The organism is Streptomyces bugieae (genome assembly GCF_036352915.1).
Lineage (GTDB): Bacteria > Actinomycetota > Actinomycetes > Streptomycetales > Streptomycetaceae > Streptomyces > Streptomyces endophytica.
Genome location: NZ_JAZBJP010000033.1, coordinates 59,559 through 77,941 on the forward strand (window position 1 = coordinate 59,559; position 18,383 = coordinate 77,941).

Genomic DNA, 18,383 nt, shown 5'->3' on the forward strand with positions numbered 1-18,383 from the left:
CGGCCCCTCCGGACCGGCCCGGTCAACTCCCTGTCTGCGCGCACCCGTAGCCCATGAGGTAACGCGATGTCGGAATACCTTTCGGTCGCCCGCCGGATGTGGCATCTGCTGGAGCCACTGCACGCCATGCTGTACGTCGCGCCCGAGGCCCGTCAGGTCGCGGCGGACCTCGGATACGACGTCGCCTCCCGCTGGCCCAGCTACTTCGCCTGGCGGACGGCCCCCCTCGGCGCCGCCGGGCCCGAGCTGGTGACCGCCACGTACTACACCTTCAGCCCGCGCCTGGTCGCCCGGCACGTCCCGCAGATCTGGACGGTCGCGGAACCGGCCAAGGTGCTGGACGCCCGGCTGCTGGCCATGGACCGCGCACTGACCGCCCTCATCGACGGCCGGCTGGACACCGCGCAGCTCGCGGAGGCGGCCCGGCTCGCGCGCCAGGCCGCCGAGAACGCCGGTCCGGCCGGCCGCCCGCTGGCCGCCGCCAACCGCGACCTGCCCTGGCCGGAGGCCCCCCATCTGGCCCTCTGGCAGGCCGCCACCGTCATCCGGGAGCACCGCGGCGACGGCCATGTGGCGGCGCTGCTGACGTGCGGGCTGGACCCGTGCGAGGCCCTGGTGTCGGTCACGGCGATCGGTGCCGCGACCGACACCGAGTTCGCCGGGCGCGGCTGGAGCGCACGGGAATGGAGCGACGCCCGCCATCGCCTCGCCGCGCGCGGCTGGATCGCCCCGGACGGCACCGCGACGGATCGCGGCCGCGAGGAGCACCGGGCGATCGAGCGCCTGACGGACCGCCTGGCGGCCGGCCCCTGGCGCGCCCTGGGCCACTCCCGCGCCGACCGCTTGGCCCAGCTGCTGCGCGGTGCGTTTTCCTCGCCCCCGTAGCCGTCTTGCGGTGCCTCCCACGTACTTGGCTGTCCCGCCGTGGTGGTTTCTCGCCGTTGCGCCTGCGGCGGGCTGGGTTGTGGTGGGTGCGGTGACGGGCCTCCGGGGCCGGTTGTGTGGACTGCTGACGCTTTACGTCCACACAACCGGCCCCTCCGGCCCGTCCCCTCCCGTTGGGGGAGAAGAAAACGGTGGTGGGGGTGCACGTAATGCCCACGAGCGTGCAGCCAACACAGCAGGCCCGCCCCCAACCAGCTGAGAAACTCCCACTCACGGGAGGGGCTGGACCGGAGGACGAAGTCTGGAGGGCCGGCACCGCACCCGACACACAAACGCCCGCCGCCAGGCGCAACGGCGAACAAGCCCCGCGGCGGGAAAGACAGGTACGTGGGAGGCACCGCAAAGCGCAGCGCCCCGCGGCGCCGCAGACAGGTACGTGGGCGAAAAATCAGACCGTGAGGACGATCTTGCCGAAGAGGTCGCCCTCCGCCATCTTCGCGAAGCCCTCGCGGGCGCGATCGAGCGGCAGGGTCGAGTCGATCACCGGGCGGATGCCCTTCGCGGCGCAGAAGCTGAGCAGGCCGGCCAGTTCCTCCTTGCTGCCCATCGTCGAGCCGACGACCTTCAGCTCCAGGAAGAAGATCCGGTTGAGCTCCCCGCTCTTGGGGGTGAAACCACTGGTCGCGCCGGAGATGACGAGCGTCCCGCCGGGGCGCAGCGACTTGACGGAGTGGGACCAGGTGGCGGCGCCGACGGTCTCGATCACCGCGTCCACCCGCTGCGGCAGCCGCTCCCCGCTGGCGAACACCGCCTCGGCACCGAGCTCCAGGGCGCGCTTGCGCTTGGCCTCGTCCCGGCTGGTGGCGAAGACCCGCAGTCCGGCCGCGGCGCCCAGCACGATCGCGGCGGTCGCCACACCGCCGCCCGCGCCCTGCACCAGCACGCTGTCCCCGGGCCGTACGCCCCCGTTGGTGAACAGCATCCGGTACGCGGTCAGCCAGGCGGTCGGCAGACAGGCGGCCTCCTCGAAGGAGAGCTCCTTCGGCTTGGGCAGCACGTTCCAGGTGGGGACGGTGACCTGCTCGGCGAAGGTGCCCTGGTAGCGCTCGGTGAGGATGGAGGGCTTCTCCTTGGGGCCGACGCCGTGACCGGTCTGGCCGATGACGGAGTGCAGGACGACCTCGTTGCCGTCCGCGTCGATCCCGGCGGCGTCGCAGCCGAGGGTCATCGGCAGCGCATCCTCGGTGATGCCCACCCCGCGCAGCGTCCACAGGTCGTGGTGGTTGAGGGAGGCGGCCTTGACGTTGACGGTCGTCCAGCCGGGGCGTACGTCGGGGGCCGGGCGGTCCCCCAACTCGAGGCCGTTCAGCGGCTGGTCACGGTCGATGCGGGCGGCATAGGCAGCAAACATGATCCCAACGTAGGCCGCGGGCGGGCCCCGCGGTACCGCGCACGGGTGTGACACGCACCGCGCCACCCGGCCGCAAACCGGCACAACGGCCGCGCACCTCATCAGGACGCACACCGCGACGGGCCGGGCCCGCACCCTGAGGGAGGTGCGGGCCCGGCCCGTCGCATGGGGGCGGGAAGGACCGCCCGGGGTTCAGCGGCGCGCCACGCCCTCGGCGCGGGCGGCGGCCGCCACGGCGGCGGTGACGGCCGGGGCGACCCGCTCGTCGAACGGCGAGGGGATGACCCGGTCGGCGCTCAGTTCGTCGGCGACGACGGCGGCCAGCGCCTCGGCGGCGGCGAGCTTCATGCCCTCCGTGATCCGCGACGCGCGCACCTGCATGGCGCCGGCGAAGATGCCGGGGAAGGCGAGCACGTTGTTGATCTGGTTGGGGAAGTCGCTGCGGCCGGTGGCCACCACGGCCGCGTACTTGTGCGCGACGTCGGGGTGGATCTCCGGGGTGGGGTTGGCCATCGCGAAGATCAGCGAGTTCTTCGCCATCTTCGCCACCGCCTCCTCCGCCACCGTGCCGCCGGAGACGCCGATGAAGACGTCGGCGCCGTCCAGCGCCTGCTCCAGCGACCCGGTCAGCTTGGCCTTGTTGGTGAAGCCGGCCAGCTCGCGCTTGACGTCGGTGAGGTCCTCGCGGTCCACGGAGACCACGCCCTTGCGGTCGCAGACCGCGACGTCGCCGATGCCCGCCTCGATGAGGATCTTGGCGATGGCGACCCCGGCCGCGCCGGCGCCGGAGATGACCGCGCGCAGCTGCCCCAGCGAGCGGTCGGTGAGCTTCGCGGCGTTGCGCAGCGCGGCGAGCGTGACGACGGCCGTGCCGTGCTGGTCGTCGTGGAAGACCGGGATGTCCAGGGCTTCCTGGAGCCGGCGCTCGATCTCGAAGCACCGCGGTGCCGAGATGTCCTCCAGGTTGACGCCGCCGAAGGACGGTGCCAGCCGGACGACGGTCTCGACGATCTCGTCGGTGTCGGTGGTGCCGAGCGCGATCGGCACCGCGTCCACACCGCCGAACTGCTTGAACAGGATGGCCTTGCCCTCCATCACGGGGAGGGAGGCCTCCGGGCCGATGTCACCCAGGCCCAGCACCGCGGTGCCGTCCGTGACGACCGCGACGACCTGGGACTTCCACGTGTAGTCGTGCACGAGCTCGGGCTGCTCGGCGATGGCGCTGCACACCTTGGCGACGCCCGGCGTGTACGCGAGGGACAGGTCGTCCCTGTCGCGCACCGGGACGGTTGCCTGAATGGCCATCTTGCCGCCGCGATGCAGCGCGAAGGCCGGATCGAAGGTGCCGTCGGGCGCCGTGCCCGTGCCTTCGTCCGCGCCGGTATTGCCGTCGCTGGCGGGATTGACGATCTCCGCTGCCACTTGTCTTACCCCTTTTATTCGTAAATCTGCTGAGGGTGACCACTCCCTGGTTAAGGGGTGGGCGGGCACCGCGTCCGCGCCCTGCGTGACGGTTGGCCGCCGCGCGGGGGGAGGTACGGACGCCGGGCGCGCCGCACACGCGCCCTGAGCCCCGGATGAGGGGTGTAACGCACCTTTCTACCCGACGGGCGCAGGCCCCGACGAGTCAGATTCATTACCCTCGGGTTCAGAGGCCCGACAATAACGGCGAAATGGACGAAAAAGGCAGAAGAGCCGTGAGCCTGCTGTCCGGATTCCGAGACGCCTGGAGCGAACCTAACGCCCCTCGCTTCCCACTGGGCGCTGGTTTCACATCTGCCACAGGGCCGTCACCTCCACTTCCCCGTCCGTTATCCGATTTTGACCTGTACGACAGTCCGAATACCGGAGTCCGGATGGCAAGATTCCGTCACCAACCGAGGTCGCGACGCTCGAAGGGGTGTGCACGGCCCCTTCGTCACGTCTTTGTCACGTCGGCTTCTCCACCCGCAGGAGGATCAGCATGACCGCAAGCACCACGCGCCGCCCGGCCGCCGGCAGGCACCGTAAAGCCGTGGCCGCCGCGGCCGCGGTCGTCGCCTCGCTGATGGTGCTCAGCGCCTGCGGCGACCAGACCGACGCCGCGATCGCCCGGCGTGAGGCGCAGAAGAGCCGGAACGTTCATGCGCCGCTGTTCAAGCTGCTGCCCAAGGACGTGCAGGACAAGGGCTTCCTCCAGGTCGGGTCGGACATCACCTACAAGCCGGTGGAATTCCGCTCGAACGGCCTGGTCAAGGGCATCGACCCGGACCTCGCGGCGGCGATGAGCAAGGAGCTGGGCATCAAGCTCAACTTCAACAACGCCACCTTCGACACCCTCATGGGCGGCCTGAAGTCCAAGCGCTACGACATCGCGATGTCGGCGATGACGGACACCAAGGAGCGCCAGGAGGGCATCGACAGCAACACCGGCAAGAAGATCGGCCAGGGCGTCGACTTCATCGACTACCTCAACGTCGGCGTCTCGCTGTACACCCAGAAGGGCAAGACCAACGGCGTCGACGGCTGGGAAACGCTGTGCGGCAAGAAGATCGCGGTACAGCGCGGCACGGTCTCGCACGACCTGGCCAAGGACAAGTCGAAGGCCTGCCAGAAGAACGGCGAGGAGCCGATCTCCATCGAGGCGTTCGACAACGACTCCGAGGCGCAGACCCGGCTGCGTACCGCCGGTGTGGACGCCGTCTCCAGCGACTACCCGGTCGCGGCGTACGCGGTGAAGGTCTCCGGGCACGGCAAGGACTTCCAGATGGTCGGCGGTGCGCCCCTCAAGGCGGCTCCGTACGGCATCGCCGTCCCCAAGGGCCAGGAGAAGCTCCGCGACGCCCTCAAGGCGGCCGTGGAACTCGCGATCAAGAATCGCTCGTACGCCAAGGTCCTGGACAAGTGGGACGTCAAGGACGCGGCGGTCAAGGAAGTGAAGCTCAACGGCGGCAGCTGAGCCGCCGGCAGCCGTCCCGTCCCCTCCGGCCCTCCCGCCGAATGCTGAAAGGCAACCTCCGTGTCAGTTGACGTCGACAAGCCGGCCCAGCCGCCGGCGGACGCCCCGCCCCCGCCCGAGTCCATCAAGGCCATCCCGGTCCGCCACTACGGGCGCTGGGTCGCGGCGCTCGTCGTCATCGGGCTGGTCGCGCTGCTGTTCCGGGCCTTCGCCTCCGGGAACGTCAACTGGGGCGCCATCCCCCAGTACATGTTCAACGGGGACATCCTCAAGGGCCTGCGCAACACCCTGCTGATCACCGTCCTGTCGATGATCATCGGCATCGTGCTCGGCGTGATCCTGGCCGTGATGCGCCAGTCCAAGAACCCGGTGACGTCGACCGTCGCGTGGTTCTACGTCTGGTTCTTCCGCGGCACCCCGGTGTACGTCCAGCTGTTCCTCTGGTTCAACCTGGGCCTGGTCTTCCAGTACATCGACATCATGCCGATCTACAAGGACGAGTGGTCGGACTTCATGACCCCGTTCCTGTGCGCCCTGCTCGGCCTCGGCCTCAACGAGGCCGCGTACATGGCCGAGATCTGCCGGGCCGGCCTGAACGCCGTCGACGAGGGCCAGACCGAGGCGGCGCACGCGCTGGGCATGAGCCACGGCAAGACGCTGCGCCGGATCATCGTGCCGCAGGCGATGCGGGTGATCGTGCCGCCGACCGGCAACGAGGTCATCAACATGCTGAAGACCTCCTCGCTGGTCATCGCCGTGCAGTACTACGACCTCCTGCAGGCCGCGCAGAACGTCGGCCGGGACTCCGGTGTCGTGGTCGAGATGCTGATCCTCGCCGCGACCTGGTACCTGATCGCCACCACGGTGCTGAGCATCGGCCAGTACTACCTGGAGCGCTACTACGCGCGGGGCTCCAGCCGCCAGCTCCCGCCCACTCCGCTCCAGCGCGCCAAGGCGCGGCTGTCCGGCGGCTTCAACCGCTCCGCCGGAGGTGTCGGATGACCAGCAAGCTGACGACGAAGGCCGCCGGCAGCAGCGGCGGCCCGATGGTCAAGGCCGAGGGCGTCCACAAGTCCTTCGGCGCGGCGCACATCCTCAAGGGCATCGACCTGGAGGTCGCGCCCCAGGAGGTCTTCTGCCTGATCGGCCCGTCCGGTTCCGGCAAGTCGACGTTCCTGCGCTGCATCAACCACCTGGAGAAGATCAACGCCGGCCGGCTGTCCGTCGACGGCGAACTGGTCGGCTACCGCGAGCACAACGGCAAGCTCTACGAGCTGCGCGACCGCGAGGTCGCCGCCCGCCGCCGCGACATCGGCATGGTCTTCCAGCGCTTCAACCTCTTCCCGCACATGACCGCGATCGAGAACGTCATGGAGGCGCCGGTCCAGGTCAAGGGCGAGTCCAAGGCCGCGGCCCGGGAGCGCGCGAGCAAGCTCCTGGACCGGGTCGGGCTGGCCGACAAGGCCGGGAACTACCCCTCGCAGCTCTCCGGCGGCCAGCAGCAGCGGGTGGCGATCGCCCGGGCGCTGGCCATGGAGCCGAAGCTGATGCTCTTCGACGAGCCGACCTCGGCGCTCGACCCGGAGCTGGTGGGTGACGTCCTGGACGTCATGAAGGACCTGGCGGCGGACGGCATGACGATGATCGTCGTCACCCACGAGATGGGCTTCGCCCGCGAGGTCGGCGACTCGCTGGTCTTCATGGACAACGGCGTGGTCGTCGAGTCCGGCCACCCGCGCGAGGTCCTGGGCAACCCGCAGCACGAGCGGACGAAGTCGTTCCTGTCGAAGGTGCTGTAAGGCGTTCCTGCCGGAAGCCCGGTACGACGTGGTGGGCCGCTCCCCGAGGGGCGGCCCACCACCGCTGTCCACGGGCCGCGCTACTTGAGGCCCAGCACCAACCCGTCGGTCGGCGAGGACCACACCGTCCGGGCCTCCGCGAAGCCCGAGTCCCGCAGGGCGGCCGCGTGCCAGGACGCCGAGGGGGTGTCGCCGTCGGCGTGCTCGCCGTAGATCTCGAAGCGCTCGGCGGTCGGCCCGGCCAGCCGCGGGTCGGCGGCGGCCAGCTGCCACCACTCGGCCCAGTCGACCGCGCCGGCGGCCTTGGCCTCGTCCATCCGGCCGTGCCGGAAGGCCCGCTCGGCGGCGTTGATCCGCGGGGTGGACCCCTCCGGCATGCGGTCGGCGTTGAGGAACACCCCGCCGTCCCGCACCAGCGCGCCGAGCTGGCCGTAGAGGGCCCGCAGGTCCTCGGTGTGCAGCCAGTGCAGCGCGGTGGCGGTGAGGACCGCGTCGTAGGAGTCGTGCGGCAGCTTCGCCGTCCAGTCCGGGTCCTTCAGATCGGCCCGTACGAACCTGACCCGGCGCTCGTTCTCGAAGTACCCTTCCGCGATGGCCAGCAGCGCGGGATCCAGGTCGACGCCCACACTCTCGGCGTCCGGGAAACGCTTCAGCAGCCGGTCGGTGATACTGCCCGTACCGCACGCGAGGTCGAGCACCCGGGGCGCGGGGCCCACCAGCGCCTCGACCATGTCGAGCATCACCCGGAACCGCTCCTCGCGGTCGGGGAGGTACCACTCCTGCTGCCGGTCCCAACTCTCCTGCCACGCCTGCCAATCGGCACCGACGACGGTCTCGGTCATTGCTTCCCCTCCAGGCCGTAATACCCTAGTAGTGGGTCTGCCCATTACCGCGCCCACACAACCGCACCCTATCCGCCGCCCGTAAGGACTACAAGTGGAACTGGCCTATTACTCGGACTATGCCGTGCGACTGGTCAACACCGAGGAGCCCGAGCGCGGCAGCGACAGCCTGACCTCGGTCGAGGCCGTGCGCGAGCTCTTCGGGCCGGCCCAGCAGGCGGCCCGGCGGGCGACCGACAGCGACGTCACCCGGCTGCGGACGGTACGCGCCCGGCTGCGCGCGGTCTTCGAGGCGGCCGCCGCCGGCGACGAGGTCCTGGCGGTGGACCTGCTCAACGCGCTGATGATGGAGTTCCCGGTCAGCCCGCAGATTTCCGGCCACGAGTACCGGGACGAGGACGGCCGGCCCAACTGGCACATGCACATCGCCGACCAGGCCGCCAACGCGACGGCCGGCTTCACCGCGACCGCCTGCATGGGACTGGCCTTCCACCTCACCGAACTGGGCGTGGACCGGCTGGGCATCTGCGAGGCGGCCCCCTGCCGCCACGTCTACCTGGACACCTCGACCAACCGCTCCCGGCGCTACTGCTCCGACCGCTGCGCCACCCGCGCCAACGTCGCCGCCTACCGCGCCCGCAAGCGCCTGGAGAGCGAGCGCTCGGCACGCACCGGACGGACCGCGGAGGCAGCCCAGGAGAGCAGCGCGGGCACCGACCGCTGAACCCCGCGCGGTGACCGCAGCCGCAGCCAGGCGCGGGCGATGACCAGTTCGTCCGGAACGACCCCGAATTCCCGGCTGTCGTTCTCGACGAACGGATTGTCCCCCTGGACCCACCAGCCGCCGTCCTGCCGCCGCACCGCCCGCTTGACGATCAGCAGGTCCTGCCGGAACGGGTGCCGCAGCACGACCACGTCACCGGGCCGCACCGCCGCGCCGTACTGCACCACCAGCTGGTCACCGGGGTGCAGCGTGGGCACCATTGACGGGTTGTAGACCTCGGCCAGCCCGAACGCACGGAGCAGCCCGGACCGCTCCTGCCCCGGCTCCGCGCCCTCGCCCTGCTCCGGCCCACGCTCGTCCACCCGCTCCGGCATCCCTTACCTCCCGGTCCAGCCCCGGTCCGTCCCTCCCCCAGACTCCGTCCGGGGGCACCCCCATCTCGCTTCGCTCGGGTCCATCCTCCAACAGTCCCGGCCCGACACCGGACTTTTGCCCTAAGACCCCCGGGCCACCCGAGAAAAGCCTTCCCGCACCGAGTAATCTCGCCCCTGAGAAGACGATCACGAGGAAGGACTGCACATGCTCTCCCGCCTGTTCGCGCCCAAGGTCAAGGTCAGCGCCCACTGCGACCTGCCCTGCGGCGTCTACGACCCGGCCCAGGCCCGCATCGAGGCCGAGTCGGTCAAGGCCGTCCAGGAGAAGTACCAGGCCAACGAGGACCCGGACTTCCGCACCCGCGCCGTCCTGATCAAGGAGCAGCGCGCGGAGCTGGCCAAGCACCACGTCTCGGTGCTGTGGAGCGACTACTTCAAGCCCCCGCACTTCGAGAAGTACCCCGAGCTGCACCAGCTCGTGAACGACACCCTCAAGGCCCTCAGCGCGGCCAAGGGTTCCAACGATCCGAAGACGGGCGAGAAGGCGCTGGAGCTCATCGCCGAGATCGACCGGATCTTCTGGGAGACCAAGAAGGCCTGACTCACGGCCCGGCCGGCCGCCCGCTCCGCGCGGCGGAACCCGGCCCGCGTCCCGCGACCGCACCCGTCCCGCCACCACCCGCCCCGCGCGGGGTGGCGGGGGCGGGTGCGGTCTTCTTTGCCCCGAAAGCGTATTCCGGGCGGTGTCGGTCGTGGATGGGGCCGTTCGCCGGGTGGGTAAGGGGTGCGATCCGGCCACCGGGCAGGGGCCGGGCGGGCGCCGCGGGGGCGACGCGACACGGACAGGGGAGGCCGCCCTGCGCTTCATGACACTGCTCAGGACCGACGAGAACGCGATGCCCGCCGGCGGGTCCGGCGGGTGGACGAGCCGGCGGGCGCCGGGGTGTGACACCCGGGGAGGTCCCTACGTCGCCACCGGCAGCGGCGGGTCGTGCCGGGCGAGCCAGGCACGGTAGGCGTCGCTCGCCCAGGCGATCTCCATGTACGAGGCGGTCAGGTCGGCGAACAGCTCGTCCGGGGTGCCGGCCGGGGTGCCGTCCTGGCGGCAGGCCATGAAGAGCCGGACCGCCAGCGGGTCGCCGTACAGGGGGCGGATGGCCATGCCGTGCCGGGAGCGGGCGGTCGGCTGGCAGGGGGTGACCACCTCGCCGGCCGTGACCAGGTCCACGGCGGTGAGGTAATCGCCGTGCACGACCCGGGGGTTGATTCCGGCCGCCGCCCATATACGGCGCAAACCGGCCCATTCGCCGTCCACCGTCGGGTCGACCATCCACTGGTCCTCGGCGAGGTCGGCGACCCGAACGACGTCCTGTGCGGCCGCCGGATGGCTGTCGGCCAGGGCGATGAACTGCGGCTCGCGGGCGATGAGTTCGTGTGCGACCAGACCGTCCGGGACGCGCAGCGGGGCGCCCTCGACCTCGTGCACGAACGCGGCGTCGAGCTGGCCCGTGACGACCATGTGCAGCAAGGCGTTGGCGGACACATCGGTACGTATGGTCGTGTCCGTTTCGGGCAGCCGGACCCGTAGCCGGCGCAGCCAGCCGGCGACCGCAGGGCTGTTGGTGCTGCCGATGTGCAGCCGGGCGCCCTGTGCACGGTGCGAGACCGACGCGACCTCGTCGACAAGCGCCCGCATTTCGGCCACTATCGGCCGGGCCCGGCACAGCACCGCATGGCCCAGCGGGGTGGGTCGGCTGCCGGTCGGTTCGCGGAAGAAGAGCTGGCCCCCGAGGGCCTTCTCGATGCGGTGGAGCTGTGTCGTCAAGGAGGGCTGGGTCATGCCGAGTTGCCGGGCCGCCTTGCGTACGCTGCCGGAGTCCGCGATGGCGCACAGTGCGCGAAGATGCCGTACCTCTAGCTCCACGCCCGGAGCATAACGACGAGGGCATCCGTCACACCAGGCTCTCAAACCCACCGGAACTCGCCTTTTTCGCGAGGGTATTGGGCCAAGCTATCCCCACCTAACATCTCCGTCCTGCGGGTGAAGTCCGTCCAGACTCAACGGCACCAAGAAATCCGCAGGGCCCCGGTCGCCGCCCCACACGGCGACCGTACGGCCCTCGGAGATGAAGGAGCCCCCACATGAGATCTCCCAAGACGGCGCTGTCGGCGGCGCTCGGTCTGGGCCTCGCCGCCGCGCTCGCAGCCGCGGCGCCGGTTTCGGCAGCTTCCCCCTCCTCCACCCACTCCTCCCACCTCAGCACCCCGGCCTCGATCGCCGCCTACAACGGCTCGGCGGCCGAGAAGGCGGACACCAAGGCGTTCTTCGAGGCCGTGATGAAGTCGGCGCGGGCCAAGTTCAAGGCCCACCCGCACGCGGAATCGGTCACCGTGACCTATGACGCGAGTGCCGCACCGACCTTCAAGAGCCAGATAGCCGAGAGCGCGTCGATCTGGAACAGCGCCGTCAAGAACGTGCAGCTGCAGGAGGGCAGCGGCGGCGACTTCCAGTACCGCGAGGGCAACGACCCGCGGGGGTCGTACGCCAGCACCGACGGCCACGGCAAGGGCTATGTGTTCCTGGACTACCAGCAGAACCAGGAGTACAACTCCACCCGCGTGGCCGCCCACGAGACCGGCCATGTGCTGGGCCTGCCGGACCACTACGAGGGTCCGTGCAGCGAGCTGATGTCCGGCGGCGGCCCCGGCACGTCCTGCCAGAACACCCAGCCGGACGCGAACGAGCGCGCCCAGGTGGAGCAGCTGTGGGCCAACGGCCTGGCGGGCGTCCACTTCGGCAAGGCCTCCTGACGCCGCATCGCACCCCGAGTTCGGCGGTGGCCGGCGGACCGGACCGTGCTCACAGTGGACGGTCCGCGCACACGGCCTGGGGCTGACGAGTACCGGAACCTGGCGGCCGGCTCTCGTATCCCCACCAGCCCTCGCAGTTCCTGCGCCGCCCTTGCGGTGGGGCTCTTCCCGAGCCCCACCGCTTCTTCGTGCCCGGGCCCCGTCGCTCGTTCATGTGCCTCCCGGAGGCGACGGCCCTCGGGCCCCTTGGGTACCTCCCGAACATGCCGGACCTCATCGATCGGGCCCGCCCTCGTACATCGGGCTCGCCCCCGTCGATCGCGTCGTCCTCATTTGACACCCACAAACATGGGATGTTCCCATCACCGGTGGAATGGGGCCGGACCGAGCTCCGGCCGTGAGGGAAGGACGCCGTCGATGCCGCTGCGCAGCACCGCCCGGACGAACCTGGTGGACCTGGTCATCGAGCAGATGGAGGGCCTGATCGCCGGCGGGGAGTGGCCGGTCGGGACGAAGATCCCCGCCGAGCCCGTACTCGTCGAGCAGCTCGACGTGGGACGCAACACCGTCCGCGAGGCGGTGCGCGCCCTGGTCCACACCGGGATGCTGGAGCCGCGCCAGGGCGACGGGACCTACGTCCGCGCCAGCAGCGGCTTCGGCGCCGCCGTACAGCGCCGGCTGCGGCGGGCCGGCGACCTGGAGACGTTCGAGGTGCGCGCCTCGCTGGAGCGCGACGCCGCACGGTACGCCGCACTGCGCCGCACCGACGAGGACCTCGCCGCGCTGCGCACCGCCCTCGCCGAGCGCGACCGGGCCTGGCGCGGCGGCGACCTGCCCGCCTTCATCGACGCGGACCTGGACTTCCACCGCACCATCGCCGCCGCGGCCCACAACAGCGTCCTCGCCGACCTCTACGACCACCTCAGCGACGCCCTGCGGGCCACGCTCCAGTCGGTCGTCGGCGCCCCGGTCCCCGATTCCGTCCGCAACCAGTACGACGCGCACGAGGCCATCGTCGACGCCATCGAGGCGGGCGACGCGGAGGCCGCCGAGCGGGCGGCGCTGGCGCATCTGAGCGAGGGCATGGCGGCCCTGCGCGACGGCGCCGTCGCGGGCCCGGACCGCACGGAGGACGACCCGCAGTGACCATCGACCGGACCGCCACCCGCACCGCCCCGGCGCCGCCCGCGCCGCCGGCCGCGGGCCCCGGAGCCACCGGCCGCCGCGCCCTCCACCTCGGTGCCGGCGTCGTCCTGCTGGCGCTGAACCTGCGTCCCGCGCTGGTCGCGGTCTCCCCGCTCGCCGGCACCATCCGGGACGACAGCGGGATGTCGGCCGCCGCGACGAGCCTGCTCACCGCGCTGCCGCTGCTCTGCTTCGGGCTGCTGGCCCCGGTCGCGCCGCGGCTGGGACGCCGGTTCGGCATGGAGCGGTCGCTGCTCGGCACGATGGCGCTGATCTGCCTGGGGACGGCGTTGCGGCTGCTGGACTCGGTGGTGGCGCTGTTCGCCGGGACGGTCGTGATCGGGGCCGGGATCGCGGTGGCCAACGTCCTGCTGCCGGGCCTGATCAAGCGGGACTTCGCGGCCCGGGCCGGGCTGATGACCGGTCTGTACTCGATGTCGCTCTTCGGCGGCGCGGCGCTCGCGGCCGGTGTCACGGTCCCGGTCCAGCACGCCGCCGGCCTGAACTGGCAGGCCACGCTGGCGTGTTGGGGCGCACTCGCGCTGGTCGCCCTGGTCTGCTGGCTGCCGCAGGTGCGCAGCCGTACCCGGGTGACGGCGGCCGCGGCCCGGGAGGCCGACCGTCCGGTGCGCGGACTGTGGCGCTCCGCGCTGGCCTGGCAGGTCACCGCGTACATGGGCCTGCAGTCGCTGAGTTACTACGCGGCCGCCGCCTGGCTGCCGACGATGCTCACCGACGCCGGGACGAGCGCGGGCGAGGCCGGCTGGATGCTGTCGTTCTCCTCGCTGCTGGGCATCGCGGGGTCGTTCCTCGCGCCGGTGATCGTCGGCCGCCGGCTGTCGGCCGGCACGCTGGCCACCCTGGGCGCGCTGCTGTGCGCGGCGGCGTTCACCGGCGTGCTGACCGCGCCGGTCGGCGGGGCGTACGTCTGGATGGTGCTGCTGGGGCTCGGCCAGGGCGCGGCGATCAGCCTGGCGCTGCTGTTCATCGTCCAGCGGGCCCCGGACGCCCGGCACACCGCCCAGCTCTCCAGCATGGCGCAGTGCTTCGGCTACGTCCTCGCCGCCACCGGCCCGGCCGTCCTGGGCGCCGTACACGACGCCTCCGGCAGCTGGACGGTCCCGCTGACGGTCCTGCTGGCCCTGCTGCTCCCGCAGATCGCGGCCGCATGGGGCGCGGCCCGGCACCGGTACGTGGCGGGACGCTGAACGGGGCCGGCGGAACGGGCTTTGCGGAACTGGCCCGGCGGAACGGGCCCGACGGAACGGGCTTTGCGGAACTGGCCCCTAGGGCGGGGGGCGAACAGATCCCGTAGGGGATGCGAGCGCCCCCTGCGGGGCCACAACGGGGCGGGGCGGGAGGGTATTCCCGTGGCCGGGGGATGAATCGGCGGGGCGTGCTCCGCGTGCTCCGCGTGCCCCGGGGCGCGCTCCCGCGGATGCCTGCCCCGGACGCCCCGGCTAGAGCCACCCGTTCCGTTTGAACCCGCGGTGGATCACCCAGCAGATGACCACGGTCAGGGCCATCACCAGCGGATAGCCGAACGTCCAGTGCTTCTCCGGCATGTACTCGAAGTTCATGCCGTAGATGCCGCAGACCATGGTCGGTACGGCGAGGATGGCGACCCAGGCGCTGATCTTGCGCATGTCCTCGTTCTGCGCGACGGTGACCTGGGCGAGATGGGCCTGGAGTATGGAGTTGAGCAGTTCGTCGAAGGCCGTGATCTGCTCGGTGACCCGGGCGAGGTGGTCGGCGACGTCCCGGAAGTACGTCTTGATCTGCGGGTCGACCTCCCGCATCGGCCGGGACGCCAGCTCCCGCATCGGCCGGTCCAACGGGGCCACCGCGCGCTTGAGTTCCAGCAGCTCGCGCTTGAGCTGGTAGATCCGGCCGGCGCCGCCGCTGCCGCGTTCCGAGAAGACCTCGCTCTCGACGTCGTCGATGTCGACCTGGACGGCGGCCGTGACGTCGAGGTAGTCGTCCACGACGAGGTCGGCGACGGCGTGCAGGACGACGGACGGGCCGAGCGCCAACTGCTCGGGCACCCGCTCCAGTTGCTCGCGCAGCGGCCCGAGCGAGCCGTGCCCGCCGTGCCGGACGGTGATCACGAAGTCGATGCCGGTGAAGACCATGATCTCGCCGGTCTCCACCACCTCGCTGCTGTCGGTGAGCCGGTCGTGCTCGACGTAGCGGACCGTCTTCAGCACGGTGAACAGCGAGTCGTCGTAGTGCTCCAGCTTGGGGCGCTGGTGGGCGTACACGGCGTCCTCGACGGCGAGCGGATGCAGCCCGAACAGGTCGACAATTCCGGCGAATTCCTTCTCGGAGGGCTCATGCAGCCCGATCCAGACAAATCCCCTGCCGGACTCCCGTACCCGGCGTATCGCCACATCGGCCGGCTGGTTGCCGTCCTGCCGCACGCCGTCGACGTACACCGCGCAGTTGACCACGGCGGTTCCCAACGGCGAGCGCGCGGGGTGGCTGAGGTCCACCCCGCGCGTACGCGGCTGCGGCAGCCGGACGGCCTTGCGGAGGTTGCTGATCATCGACACCCGGCCAGTATGGCCTGCGGGCGCCCGGGAACGGTATGCCAAAGCGGGTGTTTTTGCTCCCCGCGGACGCCGCCCCGGGCCGTGCGTCAGGAGACCGGGACCGGCTGCGGGCGCTCCTCCGCCGCGCGCTCAGATGCGTCCTGCGGCTCCGTCCGCGGGGTGCGGGCCCGGCGCGGGAGCAGGAACAGCAGGGCCAGGACGAGGACCAGGCCGGCCGCGACCCACCACAGGGCGTGGATGGTGGCGGCGATGAACGCGGGGTGCGCGGCACCGGGCGCGGCCGCCCCACCGCCGGACTCCCCCGTCCCGCCGACGGCCCCGAAGAACGCCACCGACGAGAGCCCCAGGCCGAGCGCCATGCCCAGCTGGCCCGTGGTGTTGAAGATGCCGGACGCCGAGCCGGAGTGCGCGGCCGGCACCTCGGAGATCGCCACATCGGTGACCGGCGCGACGATCAGGCCCATGCCGGCGCCCATCAGCAGCATCGCCGGCGCCATCTGCCAGGACGTGAGGGCGGTGCCGTAGTGGTCGGCCTCCCAGATGTAGAGCAGGGCGCCGGACAGCATGATCAGCGCGCCGGCCTGCAGGACCGCGCGGCCGAAGCGCGGCACCAGCTTCTGCACCGACATCCCGGCCGCGACCGAGCAGGCGAGCGAGAACGGCACCCCGGTCAGCCCGGCGTGCAGCGGCCCCCAGCCCAGCCCCAGCTGCATGAAGAGCGTCCAGATCAGGAAGAACAGGCCGCTGACCGCGCCGAAGGTGAGCTGGACGGCGGCGCCCGCCGCGAAGGACCGGACCCGGAAGAGGGAGAGTTCGACGAGCGGCGAGCCGTCCTTGCGGGCCTTGGCGCGCTCGTAGCGGACGAAGGCGGCCAGGACGAGCGGGGCGGCGCCCATCGAGACGAAGCCCCACAGCGGCCAGCCGGACTCCCGGCCCTGAGTGAGCGGGTAGAGCAGCATCAGCAGGCCGACGGTGGCGAGCGCGGTGCCGACGAGGTCGAGGCGCAGCGCGCCCGGGGAGCGGGACTCGGTGATGAAGCGGCGGCCGAGCAGGATGCCGGCGACGCCGACCGGGAGGTTGATCAGGAAGATCGGGCGCCATTCCAGGCCGAAGAGGTCGCCCTGGGTGAGCAGCGCGCCGATCAGCGGCCCGCAGACCGCGCCCAGGCCGATCACCGCGCCGAACATCCCGAAGACCTTGCCGCGTTCGTGCGCGGGGAAGGTGACGTGGATGATCGCGAGTACCTGCGGCACCATCAGCGCGGCCATCGCGCCCTGGAGCACCCGTGCGCCGATCAGCATGCCCGGGCCGGCGGCGCATCCGCACAGTGCGGAGGCGAGCGTGAAGCCGGCCATGCCGAGCAGGAACAGCCGCTTGCGGCCGTAGATGTCGCCGAGCCGGCCGCCGGTGATCAGGCCGAGCGCGAAGGCGAGGGCGTAGCCGGCGGTCACCCACTGCAGGGCGCTGAAGGTGGCGCCGGTGTCCTGCTGGATGCTCGGCAGCGCGATGTTGACGATGGTCGCGTCGACCAGGTCCATGAAGGCGGCCGTGAGGACGATGGCGAGCGCTGTCCAGCGTCTGCGGTCGGGCGCGGCGGGGGCGGGCGTGGGCATGGCGTACTCCGGGTCCGTGGTCGGTGGTGCGGCGTCCGCGAGCGGTGGCGTGTGGACGTCTTCGACGACACTAGGGGTTATGTAGGACAGAGACCGTCCTACTACCTGCGGCATCATCGGGGCATGAGTGAGACATCGGCACGTCTGCTGAATCTGCTGTCCCTGCTGCAGACCCCGCGCGAATGGCCCGGGCCGGAGCTGGCGGAGCGGCTGGGGGTGACCTCCCGTACGATCCGGCGGGACGTCGAGCGGCTGCGGGACCTGGGGTATCCGGTGCACGCCACGATGGGTGCGGTGGGCGGGTACCGGCTGGCGGCGGGGACCGCGATGCCGCCGCTGCTGCTGGACGACGAGGAGGCCGTGGCCATCGCGGTGGGCCTGCGGTCGGCGGCCGGCCACGCCATCGCGGGCATCGAGGAGGCGTCCGTACGGGCGCTGGCCAAGCTGGAGCAGGTGCTGCCGGCCCGGCTGCGGCGCCGGGTGGGCACGCTGGGCACGGCCACCGTCCCGATGCCGGCCGGGGACGGTCCGACCGTCGATCCGGAGCATCTGACGGTGCTCGCCGCGGCGATCGCCAACCACGAGCGGCTGCGCTTCGCCTACCGGGCGGGCGCCGGGGAGCGGAGCAAGCGCCTGGTGGAGCCGCACCGGCTGGTGGCGGCGGGCCGGCGCTGGTACCTCGTGGCGTACGACAACGACCGGGACGACTGGCGGATCTTCCGGGTGGACCGGCTGAGCGAGCCGTTCGCCACCGGCGTGCGGACCCCGCCGCGCGAGCTGCCGGCCGCCGACGCGGGGGCGTACGTGCGGGAGCGGATGCAGGGGATGGCCCCGGCGCACCGGGCGGTGGCCACGGTGTACGCACCGGCCGGGGAGGTGACCGCGCGGCTGGGCGGGCCGGCGGCGGGCGAGGTCGTGCCGCTGGACGAGGGGTCGTGCCGCTGGCACAGCGCGCCCGATTCGCTGGAGTGGCTGGCGATGCGGCTGGCGCTGCTGGGGTGCCCGTTCACGGTGCACGAGCCGGCGGAGCTGTCCGCGTTCCTGCGGGCGATGGGCGAGCGGGTGAGCCGGTCGGTGGACGGTGGCGGGCCGGGCGGCGCCCCGGGGGACGGGAGCGCCACGGGCGGGAACCCGGCGGACGGGGGCGCGGCGTGAGGGGATACGCTGCAGCGGAATACCCTAGGGGGGTATAACGTTCGATACGGGGAACGCGCAGGCGTGGTACGCAGTCGCAGCACACCGAGGAGCA

General features: G+C 71.6%; 17 protein-coding genes. 10 read left to right on the plus strand and 7 right to left on the minus strand.

Going from position 1 to position 18,383, the window contains the following annotated elements:
• The first annotated feature begins 66 nt into the window (after nucleotides 1-66).
• Entirely contained in the window at nucleotides 67-885 is an 819-nt protein-coding gene (locus V2J85_RS33030; RefSeq protein ID WP_261955744.1) for an SCO6745 family protein, read from the plus strand.
• Between the two features lie 448 nt (nucleotides 886-1,333).
• Here the strand turns inward: V2J85_RS33030 and V2J85_RS33035 are convergent, their stop codons facing one another.
• Both V2J85_RS33035 and V2J85_RS33040 read right to left on the minus strand, forming a co-directional pair.
• The gene (locus tag V2J85_RS33035; RefSeq protein ID WP_261955745.1) at nucleotides 1,334-2,296 is read right to left on the minus strand and encodes a zinc-binding dehydrogenase; all 963 of its coding nucleotides are present in this window, start codon (nucleotides 2,294-2,296) and stop codon (nucleotides 1,334-1,336) included.
• 192 nt (nucleotides 2,297-2,488) lie between these two features.
• The gene (locus tag V2J85_RS33040; protein ID WP_261955746.1) at nucleotides 2,489-3,718 is read right to left on the minus strand and encodes an NAD(P)-dependent malic enzyme; all 1,230 of its coding nucleotides are present in this window, start codon (nucleotides 3,716-3,718) and stop codon (nucleotides 2,489-2,491) included.
• 541 nt (nucleotides 3,719-4,259) lie between these two features.
• Here V2J85_RS33040 and V2J85_RS33045 point away from each other — a divergent pair.
• From V2J85_RS33045 to V2J85_RS33055, 3 genes are read left to right on the plus strand one after another with little or no spacing between them, the layout of a single operon-like run.
• A complete protein-coding gene (locus V2J85_RS33045; RefSeq protein ID WP_261955747.1) occupies nucleotides 4,260-5,234 on the plus strand; it encodes an ABC transporter substrate-binding protein in 975 nt (324 codons plus the stop codon).
• A 60-nt stretch (nucleotides 5,235-5,294) separates the two neighbouring features.
• Nucleotides 5,295-6,236, plus strand: a complete 942-nt coding sequence (locus tag V2J85_RS33050; protein ID WP_030416014.1) for an amino acid ABC transporter permease — start codon at nucleotides 5,295-5,297, stop codon at nucleotides 6,234-6,236.
• Nucleotides 6,237-6,280: 44 nt separating this feature from the next.
• The gene (locus tag V2J85_RS33055; protein WP_261957431.1) at nucleotides 6,281-7,033 is read left to right on the plus strand and encodes an amino acid ABC transporter ATP-binding protein; all 753 of its coding nucleotides are present in this window, start codon (nucleotides 6,281-6,283) and stop codon (nucleotides 7,031-7,033) included.
• Nucleotides 7,034-7,113: 80 nt separating this feature from the next.
• Here the strand turns inward: V2J85_RS33055 and V2J85_RS33060 are convergent, their stop codons facing one another.
• Nucleotides 7,114-7,875, minus strand: a complete 762-nt coding sequence (locus V2J85_RS33060; protein ID WP_261955748.1) for a class I SAM-dependent methyltransferase — start codon at nucleotides 7,873-7,875, stop codon at nucleotides 7,114-7,116.
• Nucleotides 7,876-7,969: 94 nt separating this feature from the next.
• On the opposite strand from V2J85_RS33060, the gene V2J85_RS33065 reads away from it, so the two are divergent.
• Nucleotides 7,970-8,599, plus strand: a complete 630-nt coding sequence (locus V2J85_RS33065) for a CGNR zinc finger domain-containing protein (RefSeq protein WP_261955749.1) — start codon at nucleotides 7,970-7,972, stop codon at nucleotides 8,597-8,599.
• Here the strand turns inward: V2J85_RS33065 and sodX are convergent.
• Complete coding sequence (gene sodX, locus V2J85_RS33070) at nucleotides 8,503-8,973, minus strand: nickel-type superoxide dismutase maturation protease (RefSeq protein ID WP_261955750.1); 471 nt, start codon at nucleotides 8,971-8,973, stop codon at nucleotides 8,503-8,505. The genes V2J85_RS33065 and sodX overlap by 97 nt on opposite strands.
• 205 nt (nucleotides 8,974-9,178) lie before the next feature.
• Here sodX and sodN point away from each other — a divergent pair, with 205 nt between their 5' ends.
• Nucleotides 9,179-9,574 (plus strand): superoxide dismutase, Ni, encoded by a 396-nt coding sequence (gene sodN, locus V2J85_RS33075; protein WP_261955751.1) that lies wholly within the window; start codon nucleotides 9,179-9,181, stop codon nucleotides 9,572-9,574.
• Between the two features lie 363 nt (nucleotides 9,575-9,937).
• On the opposite strand, the gene V2J85_RS33080 is transcribed toward sodN, so the two are convergent.
• Nucleotides 9,938-10,897: a LysR family transcriptional regulator gene (locus tag V2J85_RS33080; RefSeq protein WP_261955752.1), complete on the minus strand. Its 960-nt coding sequence runs from the start codon at nucleotides 10,895-10,897 to the stop codon at nucleotides 9,938-9,940.
• Nucleotides 10,898-11,115: 218 nt separating this feature from the next.
• On the opposite strand from V2J85_RS33080, the gene snpA reads away from it, so the two are divergent.
• From snpA to V2J85_RS33095, 3 genes are all read left to right on the plus strand, one after another.
• Entirely contained in the window at nucleotides 11,116-11,784 is a 669-nt protein-coding gene (gene snpA, locus V2J85_RS33085) for a snapalysin (RefSeq protein ID WP_261955753.1), read from the plus strand.
• 417 nt (nucleotides 11,785-12,201) lie between these two features.
• Nucleotides 12,202-12,930, plus strand: a complete 729-nt coding sequence (locus V2J85_RS33090) for a FadR/GntR family transcriptional regulator (protein WP_330823644.1) — start codon at nucleotides 12,202-12,204, stop codon at nucleotides 12,928-12,930.
• Nucleotides 12,927-14,177, plus strand: coding sequence for a CynX/NimT family MFS transporter (locus V2J85_RS33095; protein WP_419836855.1), 1,251 nt, complete (start codon nucleotides 12,927-12,929; stop codon nucleotides 14,175-14,177). The genes V2J85_RS33090 and V2J85_RS33095 overlap by 4 nt, the downstream gene beginning before the upstream one ends.
• 252 nt (nucleotides 14,178-14,429) lie before the next feature.
• Here V2J85_RS33095 and V2J85_RS33100 read toward each other — a convergent pair whose 3' ends face one another.
• Nucleotides 14,430-15,515 carry a magnesium and cobalt transport protein CorA gene (locus tag V2J85_RS33100; RefSeq protein WP_261957433.1) on the minus strand — a complete coding sequence of 362 codons (1,086 nt, stop codon included), beginning with the start codon at nucleotides 15,513-15,515 and terminating at the stop codon, nucleotides 14,430-14,432.
• A gap of 92 nt (nucleotides 15,516-15,607) precedes the next feature.
• Complete coding sequence (locus tag V2J85_RS33105; protein WP_261957434.1) at nucleotides 15,608-17,134, minus strand: MFS transporter; 1,527 nt, start codon at nucleotides 17,132-17,134, stop codon at nucleotides 15,608-15,610.
• Between the two features lie 123 nt (nucleotides 17,135-17,257).
• Here V2J85_RS33105 and V2J85_RS33110 point away from each other — a divergent pair, with 123 nt between their 5' ends.
• Entirely contained in the window at nucleotides 17,258-18,289 is a 1,032-nt protein-coding gene (locus tag V2J85_RS33110; protein ID WP_261955755.1) for a helix-turn-helix transcriptional regulator, read from the plus strand.
• The last annotated feature ends 94 nt before the right edge of the window (nucleotides 18,290-18,383 follow it).